A 17,981-nucleotide genomic window follows, 5' to 3' on the forward strand; every position below is an offset into this window, starting at 1 on the left:
CATGAAAATGGACGGCATGAATCACAGCGGACACGATCAATCTGCTGGCATGAAAATGGACGGCATGAAGACACCTAATTACACACATGCTTTAACCATGGAAAAGATGGCGATGGGACAGGATGTTAGTGGGGTTGATCATTCAAAACATTCGCACGATATGTCCTCTATGAAAGTGGATTTAGACAGCATTGAAATTCCAATGGATATGAATCCAACGCTGCCGCAGATCTCCGTTCCTAAAAAAGAAGGGCCACAAATTGATATGCGTGCCACTGGTGCAAAATACCGTCTAGATGATCCCGGTGTTGGTCTGCGCAATAATGGTCGTAAAGTCTTAACCTATGCCGACTTAAGAAATCTGTATCCGACTCGACATGAACCTCAACCCACCAAAGAATTAGTATTGCACTTAACCGGCAATATGGAGCGTTACATGTGGTCAATTGATGGCATTACTTTTGATGAAGCGCCCCCATTGCAGTTTAACTTCGGTGAACGCATTCGCATTACATTTATTAATGACACCATGATGAATCACCCTATGCACTTACATGGTGTTTGGAGTGAATTAGAAACGGGAGATGAAAATCACATTCCTAGAAAACACACTGTTATTGTGCAACCAGGCGCCAAAATCAGTTACAGAGTGACTATGAACGCTCGCGGTGACTGGGCATACCACTGCCACATGCTCTATCACATGATGGGTATGTTTCGTCGTGTACAAATTCGATAGTCAAATTCAGTGTTCTAGGAGAAATAACATGAAAACAACACATAAAGTAATATTACGTACAGCCATTATCTCGTCTATACTCATGACATCACAAGTACACGCAGCCGGTGAAAGAGACCCATTATTAACCTATTTTTTAATGGATAAGTTAGAAATTAGCAATCAAACTGATAACCCGGTTTCTTGGGATGCGACGACTTGGATAGGTAAGGATTGGCACAAACTCTACCTCAAATCGGAAGGGGAAAGCGTTAATGGAAAAACAGAATCTGAAAACCAGCTGCTCTACAGTCATCCCATTGAAAAATTTTGGGATGTTCAAATGGGGTTAGGGTATGACACGACTCCTGAAAAGAACCAAACTTGGGGAGTGATCGGGTTACAGGGTCTTGCCCCTTACTTCTTTGAAACCAATGCCGTCGTGCTCGCAAACGATAAAAACTTTGGCTTTAGGTTGGATACAGAATACGAGGCTTTATTTACTCAAAAGCTAATATTAACGCCTAGTCTAAAATTAAACGCATATGCTGCTGATGACAAATCTATGGGCCTTGGCTCAGGATTATCTTCGACAGAGCTCGCACTGCGTTTACGGTATGAATTTTCTCGAAAATTTGCACCTTATATTGGTGTCAAGTTAAATCAGACCTATGGCGCCACTGCCGACTACGTTAAGGCCGAGGGTGGAAAAGAGTCTGTGACCAGCATAGTGGCTGGTTTAAGATTCTGGTTCTAACTTAACCGATTATTTCAACAACGTCCGTCAGGCTTATCAATAAATAAGTCTGACGCCATACACATGGGCCGAATACGATGAAAGCCTTACTCATTATTCCGTTATTTTTACTCCTGAGTGCTTGCTCCGATGAGCAGACTCCCAACAATAATCATTCTGACAGATGGTATTCCAATGCAGATATTCTGATTGGAGAAAAAATATTTACCAACAACTGCGCTGTTTGTCACGGTGATAAAGCACAAGGACTCACCAAAGATTGGAAACAACCTTTAACGGATGGAAGTTATCCAGCCCCCCCTTTAAATGGCTCAGCTCATGCGTGGCATCACCCAATGAAAATCCTTTTAAGAACCACTCAAAATGGAGGCATTCCACTTGGGGGAACCATGCCAGGATTTAAAGAGCAATTAAGTCAACCTGAGCAATTGGCTGCAATTGCTTATTTCCAGAGCTTTTGGTCAGAAAAAACTTACCAGGCCTGGTTAGAACGTGGTGGTCTTAAATAAATGAATATAACACTAAAAGAGCGCTGTTCACTCCTAACTCAGCGTTCTAAAAAGGAATTCAAATGAAAAGACGTGATTTTTTACGGCAAGGACTCGGAATAACCTCCGGTTTAATGGCCGCGACTCAAGCTCCTTTTGCATTCGCAAAATCAGATGCCTCTGGGTTTTCAAATTCAATTTCTCAACGGAATGACTTTAATTTGCCGGCCATTGAAGAGGGACAAACTGTTCGCGGAAAACAAGTTTTTAAGCTGACTTTGCAGCAAGGCCAAACTCGAATTTTAGCCGACACAACGACCGAAACCATTGGCATTAACCAAAATTTCTTAGCCCCTGTGTTAAGAATGAAAAAAGGTCAAACCGTTAAAATGGAAGTGACGAACAAGTTGGATGAAATTGCCGCTCTTCACTGGCATGGCATGGTATTACCAGCAACAGAAGATGGTGGGCCGCACCAAGCAATTGAGCCCAATACAACCTGGATTGCAGAATGGAAAGTACTCAATGAACCTTCGACTCTGTTTTATCATTCGCACACCCACAACCAAACAGGACAACAAGTTTGGCGTGGTTTGGGCGGTCAGATGCAGATTGTAGATGAGGATAGAGATGCTGATTTGGGCATTCCTCATCAATATGGCATAGATGATTACCCGGTAATCTTGATGGACCGAGCGTTTGAAGAAACGGGTGAGTTTTATTACAACAATAGCCGCATGGATAAAATGCAAGGCATGCATGGCGATGTCATGTTAGTTAATGGCGTTCCTAACTCTGTGCTTAAACCGAAAAAAACACTGGTTAGATTGCGTTTACATAATGCTTCAAATGCCCGTTTTTACCATTTAGAGTTTTCAGACAATCGACCTTTCCAACTCATTGCTACCGATGGAGGTCTTCTAGAAAAACCGACAAAGCTACGTCAGATTCGTTTAGCACCAGCCGAAAGAGCAGAAATATTAGTCGATCTTTCTGACCGAAAACCAATTACTCTAAAAAGCATTAAAGGCTACGGCAACCTATCAAGAGGCATGATGGGTGGAAACAATGCCAGTCATCTGGATCAAGACTTTGATCTATTGCATCTCGATTCTAGCCAGTCTGAACAGTCGTCTGCTTTTAAAAGAACACAGCTAGTCACCTTTCCTGATTGGTCTAAAGTACAAGTGGCTAAAACACGACTGATGAAGTTAGAAATGCAAATGGGCCCGCGGATGATGTTCGGTTCTGGAGGGTTCACGATCAATGGCCAAGCCATGGATATGAATGTCATCAATGAGGTCACGCATGCGAATACCTTTGAGATATGGGAGTTACAAAACCCCTCAACAATGCATCACCCATTCCATATACATAATACCCAATTTAGGGTATTGGATCGCGACGGCAAAGCGCCTTACCCCTGGGAACATGGTTTTAAAGATACGGTAACCGTACATTCAAAAGAAACAGTCAGAATTCTATTTCCCACAGGCCCATATAAGAACAATAACACGCCCTATATGTACCACTGCCATATTCTTGAGCATGAAGATGCAGGCATGATGGGGCAGTTCACTGTCGTTTAATTATTGTCTTCAGGTGTTATGCCTGTCAAGCGCTTTGAGAGATTATTATTTGTATCAAAATGAAGGTTATTTAAATTAATTTAGGAAAATATGATGAAAACAACTTTGTTAATACATACGATGACACTGCTAAGTGTGTTTTTCACGCACACAGCAAGTGCAGACCCTACTGTATATACACCTTTAGGCCAAGCCAATCAAGTTGTTGCGATTGATGCGGCCACTAGTCAAGTGATTGCGATTATTCCAGGAGTGGCAAATTCACATGGTTTAGTTGCGACGCCAGATGGTGAATACCTGATTGCAGGGAGTCTCGACGAAACGCCTTTAAAGCCCGATGATCCAAAAGATAAACCTAACAGTCTGCTCTATCTAGTTCATCCAGAACACGGCCATGTGATGTCGACCATTTCTGTTTCAGGCGGTACACATCACCAAGCCATTACCCCTAATGGCCGTTATGTAATTTCCACACACCCAAGCCGCGGTTATGTTTCAGTCGTCGACTTAAAACTGAATAAATTGATAAAAACTATTCCAACAGGTAAAGGTCCTAATTATGCACTCGTGACTAAAAATGGCCAATTTGCTTATGTCAGTAACACTGGGGACAACAATATTAGTCAAATTAATTTACAAACCTTGCAAGTGGTTCGGAATTTAGACGCTGGCGTAATGCCAACTCATATTGTTTTTTCAAAGGATGAATCACGTCTTTATGCAGCCAATCCTGGCCTTGGTGGAATTGCCGTCATTGACGTCGATACGGGTGAGATTGTTGACGAGTATGATGTTGGTCAAAAGGTACATGGCTTGGATATCAGTAATGATGGAACAAAACTGTTTGTGACGAGTACAAAAGATGAAATTTTCGTTTCTATAGACACAAGATCAGGTGACAAACAAGTGATGAAATTATCACCAGCACCTTATCATCTGAATACGATTCCAGGCACGGATAAGGTTTATGTGTCGAGTAAAACAAAGCCCATTATCTGGGTGATTGACCAAAATCAGTTTAAAGTCGTTGGCACCATTCAGCTTCCCGCTGGAGAAGCACATCAAATGACGACTGTGCAATAAAACATACACCATTTTATAGACGGAAGCATCAATGATAAAAGCTTATAGGCAGTTTAGTTTTATTACCCTAGGGTTAATTTTCTGGGGGCTTTTAATACCACCTATGGTGATGGCACAAAGTCAATCAGAACCTGTTCCATTTGTCGTTCAGTTGACTCGCAGTGACGACAATTACGGCCATAGAAGAGTCTTTTTGCAAATCGATAAAGTACTAGATGAAATTGGTGAAGATAAGCTGAATATTACCGTGGTGGCTTATGAAGAAGGTATCAAAGCTTTATTAGCCAACAATGACAAAACATCCCAGTTATTAACCAAACTGGCGAACCGAGGCGTCACTTTTAAAGCCTGCCGCATTAGTATGAAATCGTGGGGATTAACGGATGAACAATTTCCATTGGAAGTCGAATTCGTCCCCTCAGGTGCACCCGAAATGATTCGGTTGCAAATGTTAGGGTATAAATATTGGCGCCCTTAAACTAAAACTTGGCTTTTAAGCCAATAATCAACATGAGGAATTTGTAATGAACTGGAATTTTGAACCTTTTCACGGGGACTTAGGAGATGGAATGATGGTTGGAATGTGGGTTTTTTGGTTAATTATGTTAATCGCTATTATTTTTATCATTAAGCAATTTATGGCACCTTCGAAACCACCAGAAAGTGCTCTGGAGCTTCTTGAAAAACGCTATGCAAAGGGTGAAATTAATAAAGACGAATTTGAAGAGATTAAAAAGACACTCTTGCCTTAATCTGTCTAGATAACAACGATCATCACTCTTTAGATGACCACCTGGTCGGGTATGCCTGGCTTTAAATTTTAAATGGAGTAGAGATGAAACATGCCGTTAATGTAAGTGTTCCGGAACAGGCACTTGATCCAGTATGTCAAATGTCGGTTTCAGTCGACTCACCTCATCGTGAAACGTATCAGGGACAGACATTTCATTTTTGCAGCGACACCTGTCAGAATAAATTTATCGCTCACCCACAAGAGTACCTCTCCGATTCTCGCTCAATAGTGACCAAAAATGAAGACCATCTGTCGCTATCGGATGTGCAATATACTTGCCCCATGCACCCTGAAATCATCACTAATCAACCAGGAAACTGCCCTATTTGTGGTATGGCACTTGAACCCTTGCTGATTCAACCCGTTTCCGAAGAAGTCGACCCTGAATTACAGGATATGAGTTTGCGTTTTTGGGTCAGTTCGGCACTGGCATTGCCAGTGTTTATCTTAGCCATGATCATGGACTTAGCGCCTGAATATATACCGGACTCACTGAGTTTTCATAACATTCAATGGATTGAATTTGCTTTGGCGACGCCCGTTGTTTTATGGGGGGCTTACCCATTTTTTGTACGTGCTTGGCTGTCGATTAAAACGTGGAATTTAAACATGTTTACTCTGATCGCTATGGGGGTCGGTGCTGCTTGGAGTTATAGCATGGTTGCACTCTTAGCTCCGCAACTTTTTCCTATTACCATGCAATCCTCAGCAGGCCTGGTGGCCGTTTACTTTGAAGCCGCCGCGGTGATCACGGCCTTAGTGTTATTAGGACAAGTTCTGGAATTGCAGGCTCGATCTCAAACCAATTCTGCGATCAAAATGTTATTGAACTTGGCGCCGAATACCAGCTGGAAAGTACAAGCCGATGGCTCTGAAACAGAGATTGATTTAGAGGAGGTTCACGTAGGAGATGTGCTACGAGTTCGCCCCGGCGATAAAGTGCCTGTCGATGGTTTTATCACCCAAGGACAGAGTTATATTGATGAGTCTCTGGTCACAGGAGAACCACTGCCCGTTTCAAAAAACCTTAATGATCATGTGATTGGTGCAACCATCAATGGTTCCGGTAGTTTTTTAATGCAAGCCGAAAAAGTGGGGAAAGAGACCTTGCTGGCGCAAATTATTGACATGGTGGCTAAAGCGCAACGTTCTCGTGCCCCCATTCAAAAGTTAGCCGATATGGTCTCAGGTTACTTTGTACCGCTTGTCGTAATTATTTCTGCGATTTCATTTGGAGTATGGTGGCTCTTCGGGCCAGAACCCAGCCTGGCTTACGCCTTAATCAGTGCGGTTTCTGTGCTTATTATTGCTTGCCCTTGTGCATTAGGCTTAGCCACCCCCATTTCCATCATGGTCGGCACTGGACGAGGGGCGAGCCAAGGTGTGTTAATTAAAAATGCAGAAGCCCTTGAAGTGATGGAAAAAGTGACGCTATTGGTCGTTGATAAAACAGGTACTTTAACGGAAGGTAAACCTCAATTGACCTCGTTACAAGTTGAACCTGGCTTTGACCAACAAAAGGTTTTGCAGTTGGTTGCCAGTTTAGAGCGTGGCAGTGAACACCCTTTAGCGGCTGCGATTGTTGCAGCCGCTGAAAAACAGACATTAGTCCTTGAAACCGTAGAAGATTTTCAATCTAAAACTGGCGAGGGTGTTTTAGGCATGGTCGACCACAAAACGATCGTTATTGGCAATGAGCAATTAATGGCCACTCTTGCAATCCCTTTGCCCCCCTTAAATGAACTGATTATGGAGCATAGGTCTCAAGGTCAATCTGTCATGCTGATTGCAATTGACAATGCTTTTGCCGGATTCATCGTGGTAGCAGATCCCATTAAATCGACAAGTCAAGAAGCCATAAAAGCACTCCATCAAGAGGGTATTCGTGTGGTCATGTTAACAGGTGACAATGCTACGACGGCAAATGCGGTTGCGTCTAGTTTGAAGATAGACCAAGTTGAGGCAGGGGTTTTACCCGATGAAAAAGCTCAGTGGGTCCAGAAATTTCAAGCCGAGGGTTATATTGTCGCCATGGCGGGTGATGGGGTCAATGACGCACCCGCTTTAGCACAAGCCCAGGTTGGCATCGCCATGGGGACCGGTACAGATGTTGCCATGGAAAGCGCCGGAATTACTTTGGTCAAAGGCGATTTAAGTGGCATTGTTCGAGCTCGGAAGCTGAGTCGAGCCACCATGAGAAATATTCGCCAAAACTTATTTTTTGCTTTTATATACAATGCGGCCGGCGTTCCCATAGCAGCTGGAGTGCTCTACCCTATTTTTGGCACCTTGCTTTCGCCTATGCTTGCCGCGGCAGCCATGAGTTTTAGCTCCGTCTCAGTGATTGGCAACGCCTTACGATTAAGGAAATTAAAACTCTAATTAATAACATTATCGACCCATTTTACCGTCTATCTAACGCTGACTTTCAGCAGTCAATTTCGGGTTGAATTGACGACTTTAGATAGCTTACTCAACCCATATCATGAGGATAAAGTTATGTTAAAACAAGGACTAATCTTACTTGCTTTTACCGGCAGTGTTTTGAGTGGAATAGCCTCCGCTTCAGAGCATGCTTACCCACGTACCCATGCCATTCAGTCGCTGGATGGTACCCATGTCATTGGCTGGCATCTAATGACCGAAGATGAAAAAAAAGAGTATAGGGAAAAAATGGAGTCTGCTCAAACGAATGAAGATCGAGAGCAAATTCTTCAAAAAAATCATAGCAAAATGAAAGCTCGCGCCAAAGAGCGTGGTGTTCCTTTGAGAAAGATGCCACCAGGCCAAAAAGAACTCATGGAGGATGATCATCAACACACGATGGATAATGAGATGGATGACCATCAAATGTCACCCCAAAATGAACATCATGAAGGAATGGAAGGTCACAAAATGCATTAAGGTGGAGGTTGCAATGGTCAAGTTGGGAAACTTGACCTTCTGTTCTTAACACTCATTTTCGACATTTTTATAACATCTGGTTCCACCCTGAATACTGAGCTCTTGCTAAACCATAGGCATAGACTTCACGATGCTAAAATTTACACACTCAAAATATGAGCACGGGTGCAAACCCCCTAAAAATCAATCCAAACTTATCCTGAAAAGGTTTTACTCTATCCTTCACGATCCAATGAATATATTTATTGCCTTAACCCACCAATCACCCCGCACAACAAGAAAGCTGAGAAACATCCTGTGAAAAAGTTTGCGCACAAAGCTTTAACCCTTCAACTTGGGTTAAATAAGGAAAAAGTGTATCCGCTAAATCGGTAATGGTCATTTTCTGTGCAACTGCAATTGCCGCTGTTTGTATCATTTCGCCAGCAACATCAGCAACGATTTGCGCACCAATCAATTGTTCTGTACTCTCATTCGCAACCAATTGGATAAACCCTGTCGTATTAAAGTTTGCTAACGCGCGAGGTACATGCTCTAAATCAAGCTTACGTGAAATAACAGGTATCCCTTGTTCTTGTGCCTGCTTAACGGTTAAACCGACAGTGGCCACCTGTGGATCTGTAAAGACGACCGTGGGTAAAGTTGTTAAATCTAAGACGGCATGACCTCCCACCATATTTTTTCCGGCACGGGTACCTGCTGCCGCTGCAACATACACAAATTGCGGTAATTGAGTACAATCGCCTGCGGCATAGACATTTTCCTGACTCGTCTGGAGGTCATTTCCAACAATAATCCGTCCTTGATGATCAGTATCAACATTGGCTGCCTGTAAATTGAGTTGATGCGTATTGGCCTGTCTTCCTGTCGCCACTAAAATCTGCTCTGACTCCAATTCGTCACCCGTTGTCGTGGTGCATTTAAACTGGTTATTTATATAACAAACGGACTCAAGTTCGGAGTGCGTTAGCACTTTCATCCCTTCAGTTTGCAAAGTAGCCATTAATAACTCACCAATTGCAGAATCTTCGTTAGATAAAAGAGTCGTGCGAGCGATTAAAGTCACGAATGAACCCAAACGTAGGAATGCTTGTGCAATTTCTAAAGCAACCACAGAAGCACCTATAACGATTAAACTTTTGGGAGTGGTTTCAGTGAACAATGCTTCCGTAGATGTCCAATAAGGTGTTTCATCCAGTCCATTAATAGGTGGAATATTCGCCCGAGACCCTGTGGCGATCAATATTTTATCCGGCGATAAACGTAACGTACCCCCCTCATTGAGTTCAACATGCAATTCATTTGAATTGTGGAATTTTGCATACCCACGAATCAATTCAATCAGGGGGTTGTCCTCAAGAAGATTTTCATATTTGGCCACTCGCAGCTCATCAACTCGTTGGTGTATTTGTTTTGCCAGAGTAGAACGGTTCAAGTCAAAAGACTTAATCTGTATCGAAGGAAAAGCTGTTTGCTCTGTCTCATGAGCAATTTTTGCTGCTTGAATGAGTATTTTTGAAGGCACACACCCCACATTGACACAAGTGCCGCCGACCCTTTTATCCGCTTCAATAATTGAGACCTTTGCACCCAACTTAGTCGCTTGAATGGCTGCCGCAAAAGCAGCCGAACCCGCACCAATAATGGCCACATGAAGAGGTCTGTTTTGATCTGTAGAATCATCGTTCATATCACTCTCCTATTTTCTTTAACGTTGAAGCATACCCTGCATTCTCAGTGGCAAACGTCAAATCATCTACTTCTACAACCTGATCATCAAATGTCACTATGGCCGTTTTGTCTTTTAATGACGTTTTGACGGATTGAACGCCCTCCACTTTCAATAAAGATTTTTTTACCGTAATTGGACAGGTTGCGCAATACATGCCAGGAACATCGAGTATGACCGTTTTTTCAGCCGCAAATGCATTAAAAGAAATGAATAAACTCAATATTAAAATTATTTTTTTCATGATGATTTCCTTATAGATAGTTAAAGAAGATTGATTGTTTAATATAGCCATGATTCTGGAAGCAGAGGAATCCACCAAGTAGTCGTGATTAGGATGGTGGCTATCAATAAAGCAACCCAAAATAGTCGACGACGATTGACTTGAACTTTTGGAATCAAACATACATCATCCGCTTGGCAAGATTGCTGAGGTTTATAAAGTCCCCACCCAACCCAGATGAATAACAGGATTGTGACAAGAATAAAGTAGGGCTTAAAGGGTTCAAAAATCGCAAGACCAGATATCCATGAACCACTGACACCTAACAAGATTAAAACCAAAGGTCCTGCACAGCACAAACTTGCACCAATGGCTGTGGCGACGGCTCCAATCAATGGTAATCTCGAATTTTGAATTGACATGTAACACCTCTTTTAAATGAATTTATTTCTTTCATTTAAAAGCATACCTCCGTACCTAGGTACAGGAGCAAGAGGAACCACAATTAAACTTAGAAATAACTCATTAAGGAAGGTCAGCATGATCAGGTATACGTAAACGTTGAATATAATTAATCTTTGTATAAATCAGCAATTAAGGGGCAAGAGATACTGGTCTCTTCTGAAAGAGTACAGCTTATTGTAAGCGCCTCTAAAAGGCATTCCAAACGAGAAAGTTCGGCTATTTTTGCTCGAACATCGAGTAGTTTACTTTGCGCAATACTCCTCGCTTCAGCACAGTGCGTTCCATCTTCCAAAGCTAATAAACCTGCAACTTCATCCAGACTAAACCCTAACCCTTGAGCAGATTTAATAAACTTAACTCTCTTAACATCTGTTAAGTCATATTTTCGTATACCGCCATAAGGTTTAGCAGGTTCATTCAGTAGCTTTTTTCTTTGATAGAAACGAATTGTCTCTACGGACACACCAGATTGCTTTGCAAACGTGCCGATCGTTAGGTTTTTCAAATGATCATCCATAAGTACATTCCTATCAATAACCATCAAACAACGCAATGACAGCTATTCATCTATATTTTTTACTGTTTGATGACTGAATTTTCACCGAGTCCATTTAGCAAAAAGTAAAGTTTACCGTTCAAATGAAAAGTGCAAACCGATAATCTGGCAAGAAAAGGCGCAGTTACCATAAAAACAACCTACACAGGAATCACCAGCAAGACCGATTCATTCTTCTGCTTTATTTATTTGTGACACCAGCACACAAAACAGAACAGAACAGAACAGAACAAAAGCCAATACTTGCCGATGTTCAGAGTGTCCCATGAGATATTTACCGTCCCTGAGAATGATTCTCTTTACTACCCATGCGGACATACGCGAGTCGATTACGGACACATCGCCATCATGTCTTGCTTGTTTCAAAAAGCACAACTCTTTTAACTCAGCGATGGTTGTCAAGCTGGTCGACAATTCGCTCGGTTGAATACAGAACGGTGGACATTTGCGCAAAATGTTGGCGCGACGTCCGGCATAGGTAATTCAGTCGGCACTTTGGTTAAAGCCAGCAGTTGATGCTTCATCCATGCTAACCCGCCCAACTCACGAAAATGAATGGATGCAGAACAAGTAAAGAGCCGTCGGATATTTTTGAGATTCTTCTTTCGGTATCTACTGCTTTCCCGTCCTGCTTCTCATGGCCATGTTGCTTATTCAGATCGCAAGCCTATTTGGCGATCTTATTTTGCGGATTCACCTCCCAGTTTGTGGTCTGGGAGCACCTCGACTGCAACGGGACTCCGGGATATTGTCAGCAGACGTGCATTAATCGCAACAATCACGGTACTAGCAGCCATCAACGCCGCGCCCAAAGCAGGGGAAAGCAGCACGCCCCAAGAGTAAAGAGCCCCAGCTGCCAGCGGGATAGCGAATGCGTTATAGCCAGTCGCCCAGACGAGATTCTGGATCATTTTGGCATAGGTGGCCTTGGAAAGGTTGAGAAGCGCCACGACATCCAATGGATTGCTGCGTACCAGAATGACGTCAGCCGTTTCGACAGCGACATCCGAACCCGCCCCTATAGCGATGCCCAAATCCGCCTGTGCTAGCGCGGGAGCATCGTTCACCCCATCGCCAGTCATGGCCACCAATTTGCCTCGGGACTGGACTTCCTTGACCTTGGCCGCTTTGTCCTGCGGTAAGACTTCGGCAAAGAATTCGTCCAATCCAACCTGGTCCGACACCCATTGGGCAACTTGTTTGTTGTCCCCGGTTAGCATAATGCACTTAATGCCCATTGCTTTGAGTGCGGCGATCGCTTGTTTCGACTCAGGCCGGATAATATCAGCCAGAGCAATAGCCCCTTTTAACTGCCCGTCAAACAGAACAAAGACGACAGTTTTACCTTGTGCTTTCAGTTCCTCCACACGTTTGTCATCCATGCCAATATCCTGTTCACGAAGAAAGCCCGGACTGACCACCTTAATCTCTTTGCCCTCAACCCAGGCCTCGGCACCTTTACCTGCAATGCCCCTAAAATTTTCAATGGGCAGTTTATTGTCGGAAGAGGCAGCAATAGCCTTGGCAATGGGGTGTTCGGAATTGGCTTCTACCGAGGCGGCATATTGATGCAGCGTATTTTCATCAATGTCCTGTGAGAACAGCAGTGTATCGGTAACGCCAAAGCGACCCTCGGTGAGGGTACCGGTCTTATCGAAAATAATCGCCTGTACTTTCCGGGCGCGCTCGAACGCGGGACGATTACGAATGAGCAATCCATTGCTCGCGGCCAGTGCCGTGGAGACAGCGATGACCAGCGGCACCGCCAGACCCAGAGCATGCGGACAGGCGATGACCATGACGGTCACGGCGCGTTCGATGGCAAAAGAGAGATCCCGGCCCATAATACCCTGCCAGATAAAGAAGGTAATTGCACCGCCACTTAAGGCAATCAGGGTGAGCCACATCGCAGCCGTATTGGCCAGATCTTGTGTTTTTGATTTGCTTTCCTGGGCCTGTTTGACCAGGTCGATAACTTGGGACAGAAATGAATCCTTGCCGGTTCCTTTGACGGCTATGGTCAGTGACCCTTCGCCATTGATGGCGCCGCCGATGACCTTGTCGTTGGTTTTTTTGGTGACTGGGGTGGATTCTCCTGTGAGCATGGCTTCATTCACTGCGCTTTCGCCATTCACTATGACCCCATCTGCAGGAATCTTTTCGCCGGGTTTTATCAAAACCTGATCGTCTACCGCCAGTTCGCCTAGCGGCACATCCTTCACGCTGCCGTCCGGCATGAGTTTATGGGCATCGGAAGGCATTAGTTTCGCCAAGGCTTCCAGGGCTTTGGAAGCGCCCATCACCGATTTCATCTCGATCCAGTGCCCCAGCAACATCACATCGACTAGCGTCGCGAGTTCCCAAAAGAAAACTTTCCCGGTCAAACCGAACACCACGGCACTGCTATAAATATATGCGGTAGTGATCGCGACCGAGACCAGCGTCATCATTCCGGGCTGCTTGGATGCAAGTTCTTGGAAGAGTCCTTTTAGAAAGGGCCAACCACCGTAGAAAAATACTGCTGTAGAAAGGCCAAACAGAACGTATAGGTCGCCGGAGAAACGGATGGTATCGCGTAAACCTACCAATTCTTGGAGCAATGGGGAGAGAATCAGAATAGGAATGGTTAGAACCAGCGCAATCCAGAACCGCTTCCGAAAATCCGCAGCCATGTGGGCATGGTGATTGGTATGGTGCTTCATAACAAGTGTTCTCCTTTTTTTAGTCCAGACCGAGAACGCGGTAAACCGTTTCAACAATCATTAGTACGGCGTCTGTACGAAGCTCTAAACTTGATTGTAAATATAACGACTAAACTAAGTGACTACGCTTTAGCCTGTTGCCAGAAAATGAGCTTTGCACGGGAATGACTGAATTTACGACCTATGCTTGAGGAGCCCAGCTTTCATATTAACTTTAGAACTAGTATACGTAATTTAATGTAAAATAAACATCAGTCATGGCTTCGTTATAGAATAACCAGGCCTGGTTATTCCAAAGGGTAATATTCTTGATTTTAAGTCTCTAAACGAAACATTAACACTAAGCTAAAACCTTAAAAACCCGCCCCTTTAATATAGCAGTAACAACGAGATCCTCTGCAACTGAAGTAATTGTGATTTTTATATCAATTTTAGTTTCTTTCGGAACGTTATTTCCTGTAGTGCTCAAGCAAAAGTGGCCACCTCTTTAGAAAAATTTAACCTGCTAACGACAGCTTTTAACATTGGTTAAAATGGAGAATGATACTCCAAGTTTTAATGAATTACCGACCTGAAAACACAACCCCTGGCTCCATCTTTAATACAGGTCTCGTACTCACCATAGCCGCTGTTATGCTGACAATTAAAACCCCTACAATACCGAATATAGGTGTAAACCACATCATTCTAAATGGGAAGTCGATTGTGGAAACAAACTCACCAATAATGGCACATAAACCAACCCCCATACCAGCACCCAAAAACGCACTTGCTCCAGCTTGTATAAAAACCATTTTCAATAACATCGAATTTGAAGCCCCCATTGCTTTAAGCACCGCATATTGCTTAAGACTTTCATAGGTAAACATATAGAGCATTATGCCTGTAACACCGAATCCTACCGTCATTGCTAAAATAAGCATTGCCGCCATGTCTCCAACATCTTCGGAATTAATAAGAAACCATCGAACAGTATCTTCTTTAAAATCGGAGGATGTTCTTGCGCGTAACCTTGTTTGCTGTTCAATTCTCTTAGCCAGTACCGTGGCGGATACGCCTGTTTGGGCTGAAACCATGATAAATGTTAATCGTCTATGCTCAGAAGGTAATAAACGCTTAGCATTTGAGTAAGTCGTATAGAGTAATGGCCGAGGTGGAAATCGATGAATAGTCTGTGACACGCCTGCAATGACGATTCGTTTGCCATTGACTAAGAGTTCATCATCAACCTTTAAAGGTCTTGTCGGGGCATCCAAATGTACACCATCAAAAGGCCATTTATCTTTTTGATAAATAGGCGTTTGCAATTTTCCACTTGTACCGCCCGAGTCAACAATAACGCTATCCGGTCGATAGAGTATTTTTGATGACCCCCTTTTGTACAGAAAAGGTGCACCGGATAATGTGGCATCATCGACCCCTATCATCTGAAAGGTCTGAAAACGTCCGTTGGGGAAACGCGCAGTCAGGTCATTCAATGATAGAGGCGCGGCACTGCTTACCCCTTTAACGCCTCGAACCCTTGCCAAGGCGGAAGATGGCATATTGATAGTCATTTCAGTCGAGTTGACCGCGGGATCCATAACCCAAACATCTGCAGAATTATTTTCAGAAATAAGAGCAAAACCCTGTGTCATAAAACCGGCAAAATATGCAAGCGCAAAGGTAACCAAAAAGGCTGTAAAAGTAATACCTAAGAGTAATCCAATATATTTTGCCCGGTCACCCATAAGCATTTGAAGTGCTATACGCAACATTGATCAGTTCTCTTGGGTATTGTCATGTGCCTCTATAAACACATCTAACTGTTGGCCCACATAGACGGGGAAATCAGGCTTTTCAAATGTATAAATCATTTGTAAAACACGCATATCGGTGCGCTCTGTACTCAGGTCTGTGAAAGCGGTTTTAGAACTTATATAGGGCTCGGTATAGTTATAATTAAGCGGGATTTTCAACTCAGGGTGCCCTCTTACAAAGGCGACTGCTTTTGCTTTAGGTTTTATTCGCCAAACATCATTTTCATTAATCTCAACGGGTAGGCGCATGGCATTACTTCCTAATAGAATTAAGGGTGAAGCAACCTGGCCATTATCAATATACTCTCCTATTTGCATTTTACACCGCAAGACTTGACCATCAATTAATGAAGAAATAGTATGCATTTCTAACTCTTTTTTAAATGCCATGACTTCTGTTTTTGCCAACTCTAAATTCGCTGTAGCAAGGTTTAATTCATCAAGCTGAGAAAGATATTGCTTTTTACTCACCACTTGCGGAGCAGCTTCCTTAAGTTCCTTATAAATTTGAAATTGATGCATTACTTTTTTTAAAGCCGCATCAGCCACTTTTACTTTAACTTCAGCCACCGTAATTTTTGCTCGGACATCCCTGTCATCTATTGTAAATAAGGCATCCCCCACTTTAATTTTCTGTCCTACTTTAATATACAGTTTTGTCACAATCCCTTGAATGGCTGTCCCAATGGGTATATTGGTACTTTCTAACTCGATAACACCTGCTCCATACGCATAGGATTCATAGGGTGGTTCTGTCTTTAAGATTGGCTGAGTTTGAAGCGGGGCTGATCGATTGCTAAAATAAATAGAAAAAATACCGATAATTAAGCCGACAAGAGATATCAAAATTACCTTATAAAAGCTTTTCATCAGGCGTCCTTACATTAGTTTCAATTTTTACAATTCTTCCATCGTCCATATAGGCCATACGGTCCGCAAAATTAAAAATTCGATTATCATGCGTCACAACAATCAAGGTTTTACCCTCTTTTTTTACAAAACTACGAAGAAGTTCCAAGATCAGCTGTCCAGATTCGTGGTCAAGACTACTTGTTGGTTCGTCACATATTATCAATTTTGGGCTGTGTATCAGCGCGCGAGCAATCGCTACACGCTGCTGCTCGCCACCACTGAGCTCACCTGGCATGGCCTGAGAACGCGAAGTTAATCCCACAAGATCAAGTATTGTTTGCGCTCGTTTCATCGCTACTGCACGATTTACACCTTGAATTAATAATGGGATAGCGATGTTTTCTACGGCCGTTAATGCGGGTAATAAATTAAAAGCTTGAAAAACAAATCCAATAGAATGCCCCCTAAAATAGGTTTTTTCCTGGGAATTTAATGTACTTAAGTCTTCGCCTAAAACACGACAAAACCCTTCATTATCCGCTTCAAGCAATGCACTGATAATAGAAATAAAGGTTGTTTTACCGCAACCTGAAGGACCCACTAGCATGACCAATTCACCTTGGTAAACATCAAGATCAATACCCCGCAAAGCAAACACTTTTGATTCACCGCTACCATATGTTTTTTTGATATGCCGACACTTAACGACTATGTTCTTATCTTCATCCAAAATCATAATGTTTATACAAGGTACTCTCCGAGAGTTTTAATTTTTTGCAAGAACTTTAAAGACTTCATTCATAAAGATGGCATCCGTGGTTGACTTTACTCGTAAAGATATGCAGCTAAAGACATCTGCTGTAATCCTTAAAAGTTCGGCGCATGAAAGCCCAATTAAATCATTCTAGTATCAATAACAATGATAGTCTTTTTTTCTTACCTTAAAGTACTTAGAGTTCTATTTATTGAACTGTAAGTAAAGTCAGAGCCTTACTGTAAGCCTCACTTTTTAAGTAAATGTCAAAACCGAGGGTAACCCCCTTAATTATATTCAACTTTCCTTTAAATCTTTTTTTTGTAAAAAACTCTATATTTTTAGACGTTTACTACACTTTATTATGGTTTTAATTACGCTTTCTTTAAGTTTTTGGGTCGTATTTCAGCAGCTTATTTACTTACTGTTTTTGAGGATTTCAATTTATCATCTAAGTTCCAAATAGTGTATCCACTCGAGCGTCATAAAGATGAGTTCCAGTGCATAATCTTACTTCTTGATATTCTGACTAACACGCCTATTACTTACAAAATGAAGCACTTTGACTA

General features: G+C 42.8%; 17 protein-coding genes. 9 read left to right on the forward strand and 8 right to left on the reverse strand.

Annotated elements, in window-relative coordinates; genetic code table 11:
* From F612_RS0109020 to F612_RS0109060, 9 genes are all read left to right on the forward strand, one after another.
* On the forward strand, nucleotides 1–739 hold a 739-nt coding region (locus F612_RS0109020; protein WP_026329708.1), incomplete at its 5' end, for a multicopper oxidase domain-containing protein.
* A gap of 28 nt (nucleotides 740–767) precedes the next feature.
* Nucleotides 768–1,475 (forward strand): copper resistance protein B, encoded by a 708-nt coding sequence (locus F612_RS0109025; protein WP_019557442.1) that lies wholly within the window; start codon nucleotides 768–770, stop codon nucleotides 1,473–1,475.
* A 77-nt stretch (nucleotides 1,476–1,552) separates the two neighbouring features.
* Nucleotides 1,553–1,984, forward strand: a complete 432-nt coding sequence (locus F612_RS0109030) for a c-type cytochrome (RefSeq protein ID WP_019557443.1) — start codon at nucleotides 1,553–1,555, stop codon at nucleotides 1,982–1,984.
* Nucleotides 1,985–2,046: 62 nt separating this feature from the next.
* Entirely contained in the window at nucleotides 2,047–3,552 is a 1,506-nt protein-coding gene (locus F612_RS0109035) for a multicopper oxidase family protein (RefSeq protein ID WP_019557444.1), read from the forward strand.
* A gap of 93 nt (nucleotides 3,553–3,645) precedes the next feature.
* Complete coding sequence (locus F612_RS0109040) at nucleotides 3,646–4,635, forward strand: YncE family protein (RefSeq protein WP_019557445.1); 990 nt, start codon at nucleotides 3,646–3,648, stop codon at nucleotides 4,633–4,635.
* Nucleotides 4,636–4,666: 31 nt separating this feature from the next.
* Entirely contained in the window at nucleotides 4,667–5,113 is a 447-nt protein-coding gene (locus F612_RS0109045; protein WP_019557446.1) for a DsrE family protein, read from the forward strand.
* Nucleotides 5,114–5,159: 46 nt separating this feature from the next.
* A complete protein-coding gene (locus tag F612_RS0109050) occupies nucleotides 5,160–5,387 on the forward strand; it encodes an SHOCT domain-containing protein (protein WP_019557447.1) in 228 nt (75 codons plus the stop codon).
* An 83-nt stretch (nucleotides 5,388–5,470) separates the two neighbouring features.
* Nucleotides 5,471–7,810, forward strand: coding sequence for a heavy metal translocating P-type ATPase (locus F612_RS0109055; RefSeq protein WP_019557448.1), 2,340 nt, complete (start codon nucleotides 5,471–5,473; stop codon nucleotides 7,808–7,810).
* 117 nt (nucleotides 7,811–7,927) lie between these two features.
* Nucleotides 7,928–8,332, forward strand: a complete 405-nt coding sequence (locus F612_RS0109060; RefSeq protein ID WP_019557449.1) for a hypothetical protein — start codon at nucleotides 7,928–7,930, stop codon at nucleotides 8,330–8,332.
* A 262-nt stretch (nucleotides 8,333–8,594) separates the two neighbouring features.
* Here F612_RS0109060 and merA read toward each other — a convergent pair whose 3' ends face one another.
* From merA to F612_RS0109100, 8 genes are all read right to left on the reverse strand, one after another.
* Nucleotides 8,595–10,022: a mercury(II) reductase gene (gene merA / locus F612_RS12505; RefSeq protein WP_019557450.1), complete on the reverse strand. Its 1,428-nt coding sequence runs from the start codon at nucleotides 10,020–10,022 to the stop codon at nucleotides 8,595–8,597.
* A gap of 1 nt (nucleotide 10,023) precedes the next feature.
* Complete coding sequence (gene merP, locus F612_RS13430; protein ID WP_019557451.1) at nucleotides 10,024–10,305, reverse strand: mercury resistance system periplasmic binding protein MerP; 282 nt, start codon at nucleotides 10,303–10,305, stop codon at nucleotides 10,024–10,026.
* A 38-nt stretch (nucleotides 10,306–10,343) separates the two neighbouring features.
* On the reverse strand, nucleotides 10,344–10,706 hold the full coding sequence (locus tag F612_RS0109075) for a mercuric transporter MerT family protein (RefSeq protein ID WP_019557452.1): 363 nt from the start codon (nucleotides 10,704–10,706) through the stop codon (nucleotides 10,344–10,346).
* A gap of 149 nt (nucleotides 10,707–10,855) precedes the next feature.
* Nucleotides 10,856–11,266 carry a MerR family DNA-binding protein gene (locus tag F612_RS0109080; protein WP_019557453.1) on the reverse strand — a complete coding sequence of 137 codons (411 nt, stop codon included), beginning with the start codon at nucleotides 11,264–11,266 and terminating at the stop codon, nucleotides 10,856–10,858.
* 719 nt (nucleotides 11,267–11,985) lie between these two features.
* The gene (locus F612_RS0109085; protein WP_019557454.1) at nucleotides 11,986–14,007 is read right to left on the reverse strand and encodes a copper-translocating P-type ATPase; all 2,022 of its coding nucleotides are present in this window, start codon (nucleotides 14,005–14,007) and stop codon (nucleotides 11,986–11,988) included.
* A 563-nt stretch (nucleotides 14,008–14,570) separates the two neighbouring features.
* Nucleotides 14,571–15,764: an ABC transporter permease gene (locus F612_RS0109090; protein WP_019557455.1), complete on the reverse strand. Its 1,194-nt coding sequence runs from the start codon at nucleotides 15,762–15,764 to the stop codon at nucleotides 14,571–14,573.
* A 3-nt stretch (nucleotides 15,765–15,767) separates the two neighbouring features.
* Entirely contained in the window at nucleotides 15,768–16,676 is a 909-nt protein-coding gene (locus tag F612_RS0109095) for an efflux RND transporter periplasmic adaptor subunit (RefSeq protein WP_019557456.1), read from the reverse strand.
* The gene (locus F612_RS0109100) at nucleotides 16,660–17,394 is read right to left on the reverse strand and encodes an ABC transporter ATP-binding protein (RefSeq protein WP_019557457.1); all 735 of its coding nucleotides are present in this window, start codon (nucleotides 17,392–17,394) and stop codon (nucleotides 16,660–16,662) included. The genes F612_RS0109095 and F612_RS0109100 overlap by 17 nt, the downstream gene beginning before the upstream one ends.
* Nucleotides 17,395–17,981: the final 587 nt, after the last annotated feature.

The sequence above is a fragment of the Thiomicrorhabdus arctica DSM 13458 genome, from assembly GCF_000381085.1.
GTDB classification, from domain to species: domain Bacteria; phylum Pseudomonadota; class Gammaproteobacteria; order Thiomicrospirales; family Thiomicrospiraceae; genus Thiomicrorhabdus; species Thiomicrorhabdus arctica.

What these genes read in the sequence shown, in the direction of transcription:
- F612_RS0109025 (WP_019557442.1), top strand. Translation starts at nt 768, where the DNA reads ATGAAAACAACACATAAAGTAATATTACGTACAGCCATTATCTCGTCT.
- F612_RS0109030 (WP_019557443.1), top strand. Translation starts at nt 1,553, where the DNA reads ATGAAAGCCTTACTCATTATTCCGTTATTTTTACTCCTGAGTGCTTGC.
- F612_RS0109035 (WP_019557444.1), top strand. Translation starts at nt 2,047, where the DNA reads ATGAAAAGACGTGATTTTTTACGGCAAGGACTCGGAATAACCTCCGGT.
- F612_RS0109040 (WP_019557445.1), top strand. Translation starts at nt 3,646, where the DNA reads ATGAAAACAACTTTGTTAATACATACGATGACACTGCTAAGTGTGTTT.
- F612_RS0109045 (WP_019557446.1), top strand. Translation starts at nt 4,667, where the DNA reads ATGATAAAAGCTTATAGGCAGTTTAGTTTTATTACCCTAGGGTTAATT.
- F612_RS0109050 (WP_019557447.1), top strand. Translation starts at nt 5,160, where the DNA reads ATGAACTGGAATTTTGAACCTTTTCACGGGGACTTAGGAGATGGAATG.
- F612_RS0109055 (WP_019557448.1), top strand. Translation starts at nt 5,471, where the DNA reads ATGAAACATGCCGTTAATGTAAGTGTTCCGGAACAGGCACTTGATCCA.
- F612_RS0109060 (WP_019557449.1), top strand. Translation starts at nt 7,928, where the DNA reads ATGTTAAAACAAGGACTAATCTTACTTGCTTTTACCGGCAGTGTTTTG.
- merA (WP_019557450.1), bottom strand. Translation starts at nt 10,022, where the DNA reads ATGAACGATGATTCTACAGATCAAAACAGACCTCTTCATGTGGCCATT.
- merP (WP_019557451.1), bottom strand. Translation starts at nt 10,305, where the DNA reads ATGAAAAAAATAATTTTAATATTGAGTTTATTCATTTCTTTTAATGCA.
- F612_RS0109075 (WP_019557452.1), bottom strand. Translation starts at nt 10,706, where the DNA reads ATGTCAATTCAAAATTCGAGATTACCATTGATTGGAGCCGTCGCCACA.
- F612_RS0109080 (WP_019557453.1), bottom strand. Translation starts at nt 11,266, where the DNA reads ATGGATGATCATTTGAAAAACCTAACGATCGGCACGTTTGCAAAGCAA.
- F612_RS0109085 (WP_019557454.1), bottom strand. Translation starts at nt 14,007, where the DNA reads ATGAAGCACCATACCAATCACCATGCCCACATGGCTGCGGATTTTCGG.
- F612_RS0109090 (WP_019557455.1), bottom strand. Translation starts at nt 15,764, where the DNA reads ATGTTGCGTATAGCACTTCAAATGCTTATGGGTGACCGGGCAAAATAT.
- F612_RS0109095 (WP_019557456.1), bottom strand. Translation starts at nt 16,676, where the DNA reads ATGAAAAGCTTTTATAAGGTAATTTTGATATCTCTTGTCGGCTTAATT.
- F612_RS0109100 (WP_019557457.1), bottom strand. Translation starts at nt 17,394, where the DNA reads ATGATTTTGGATGAAGATAAGAACATAGTCGTTAAGTGTCGGCATATC.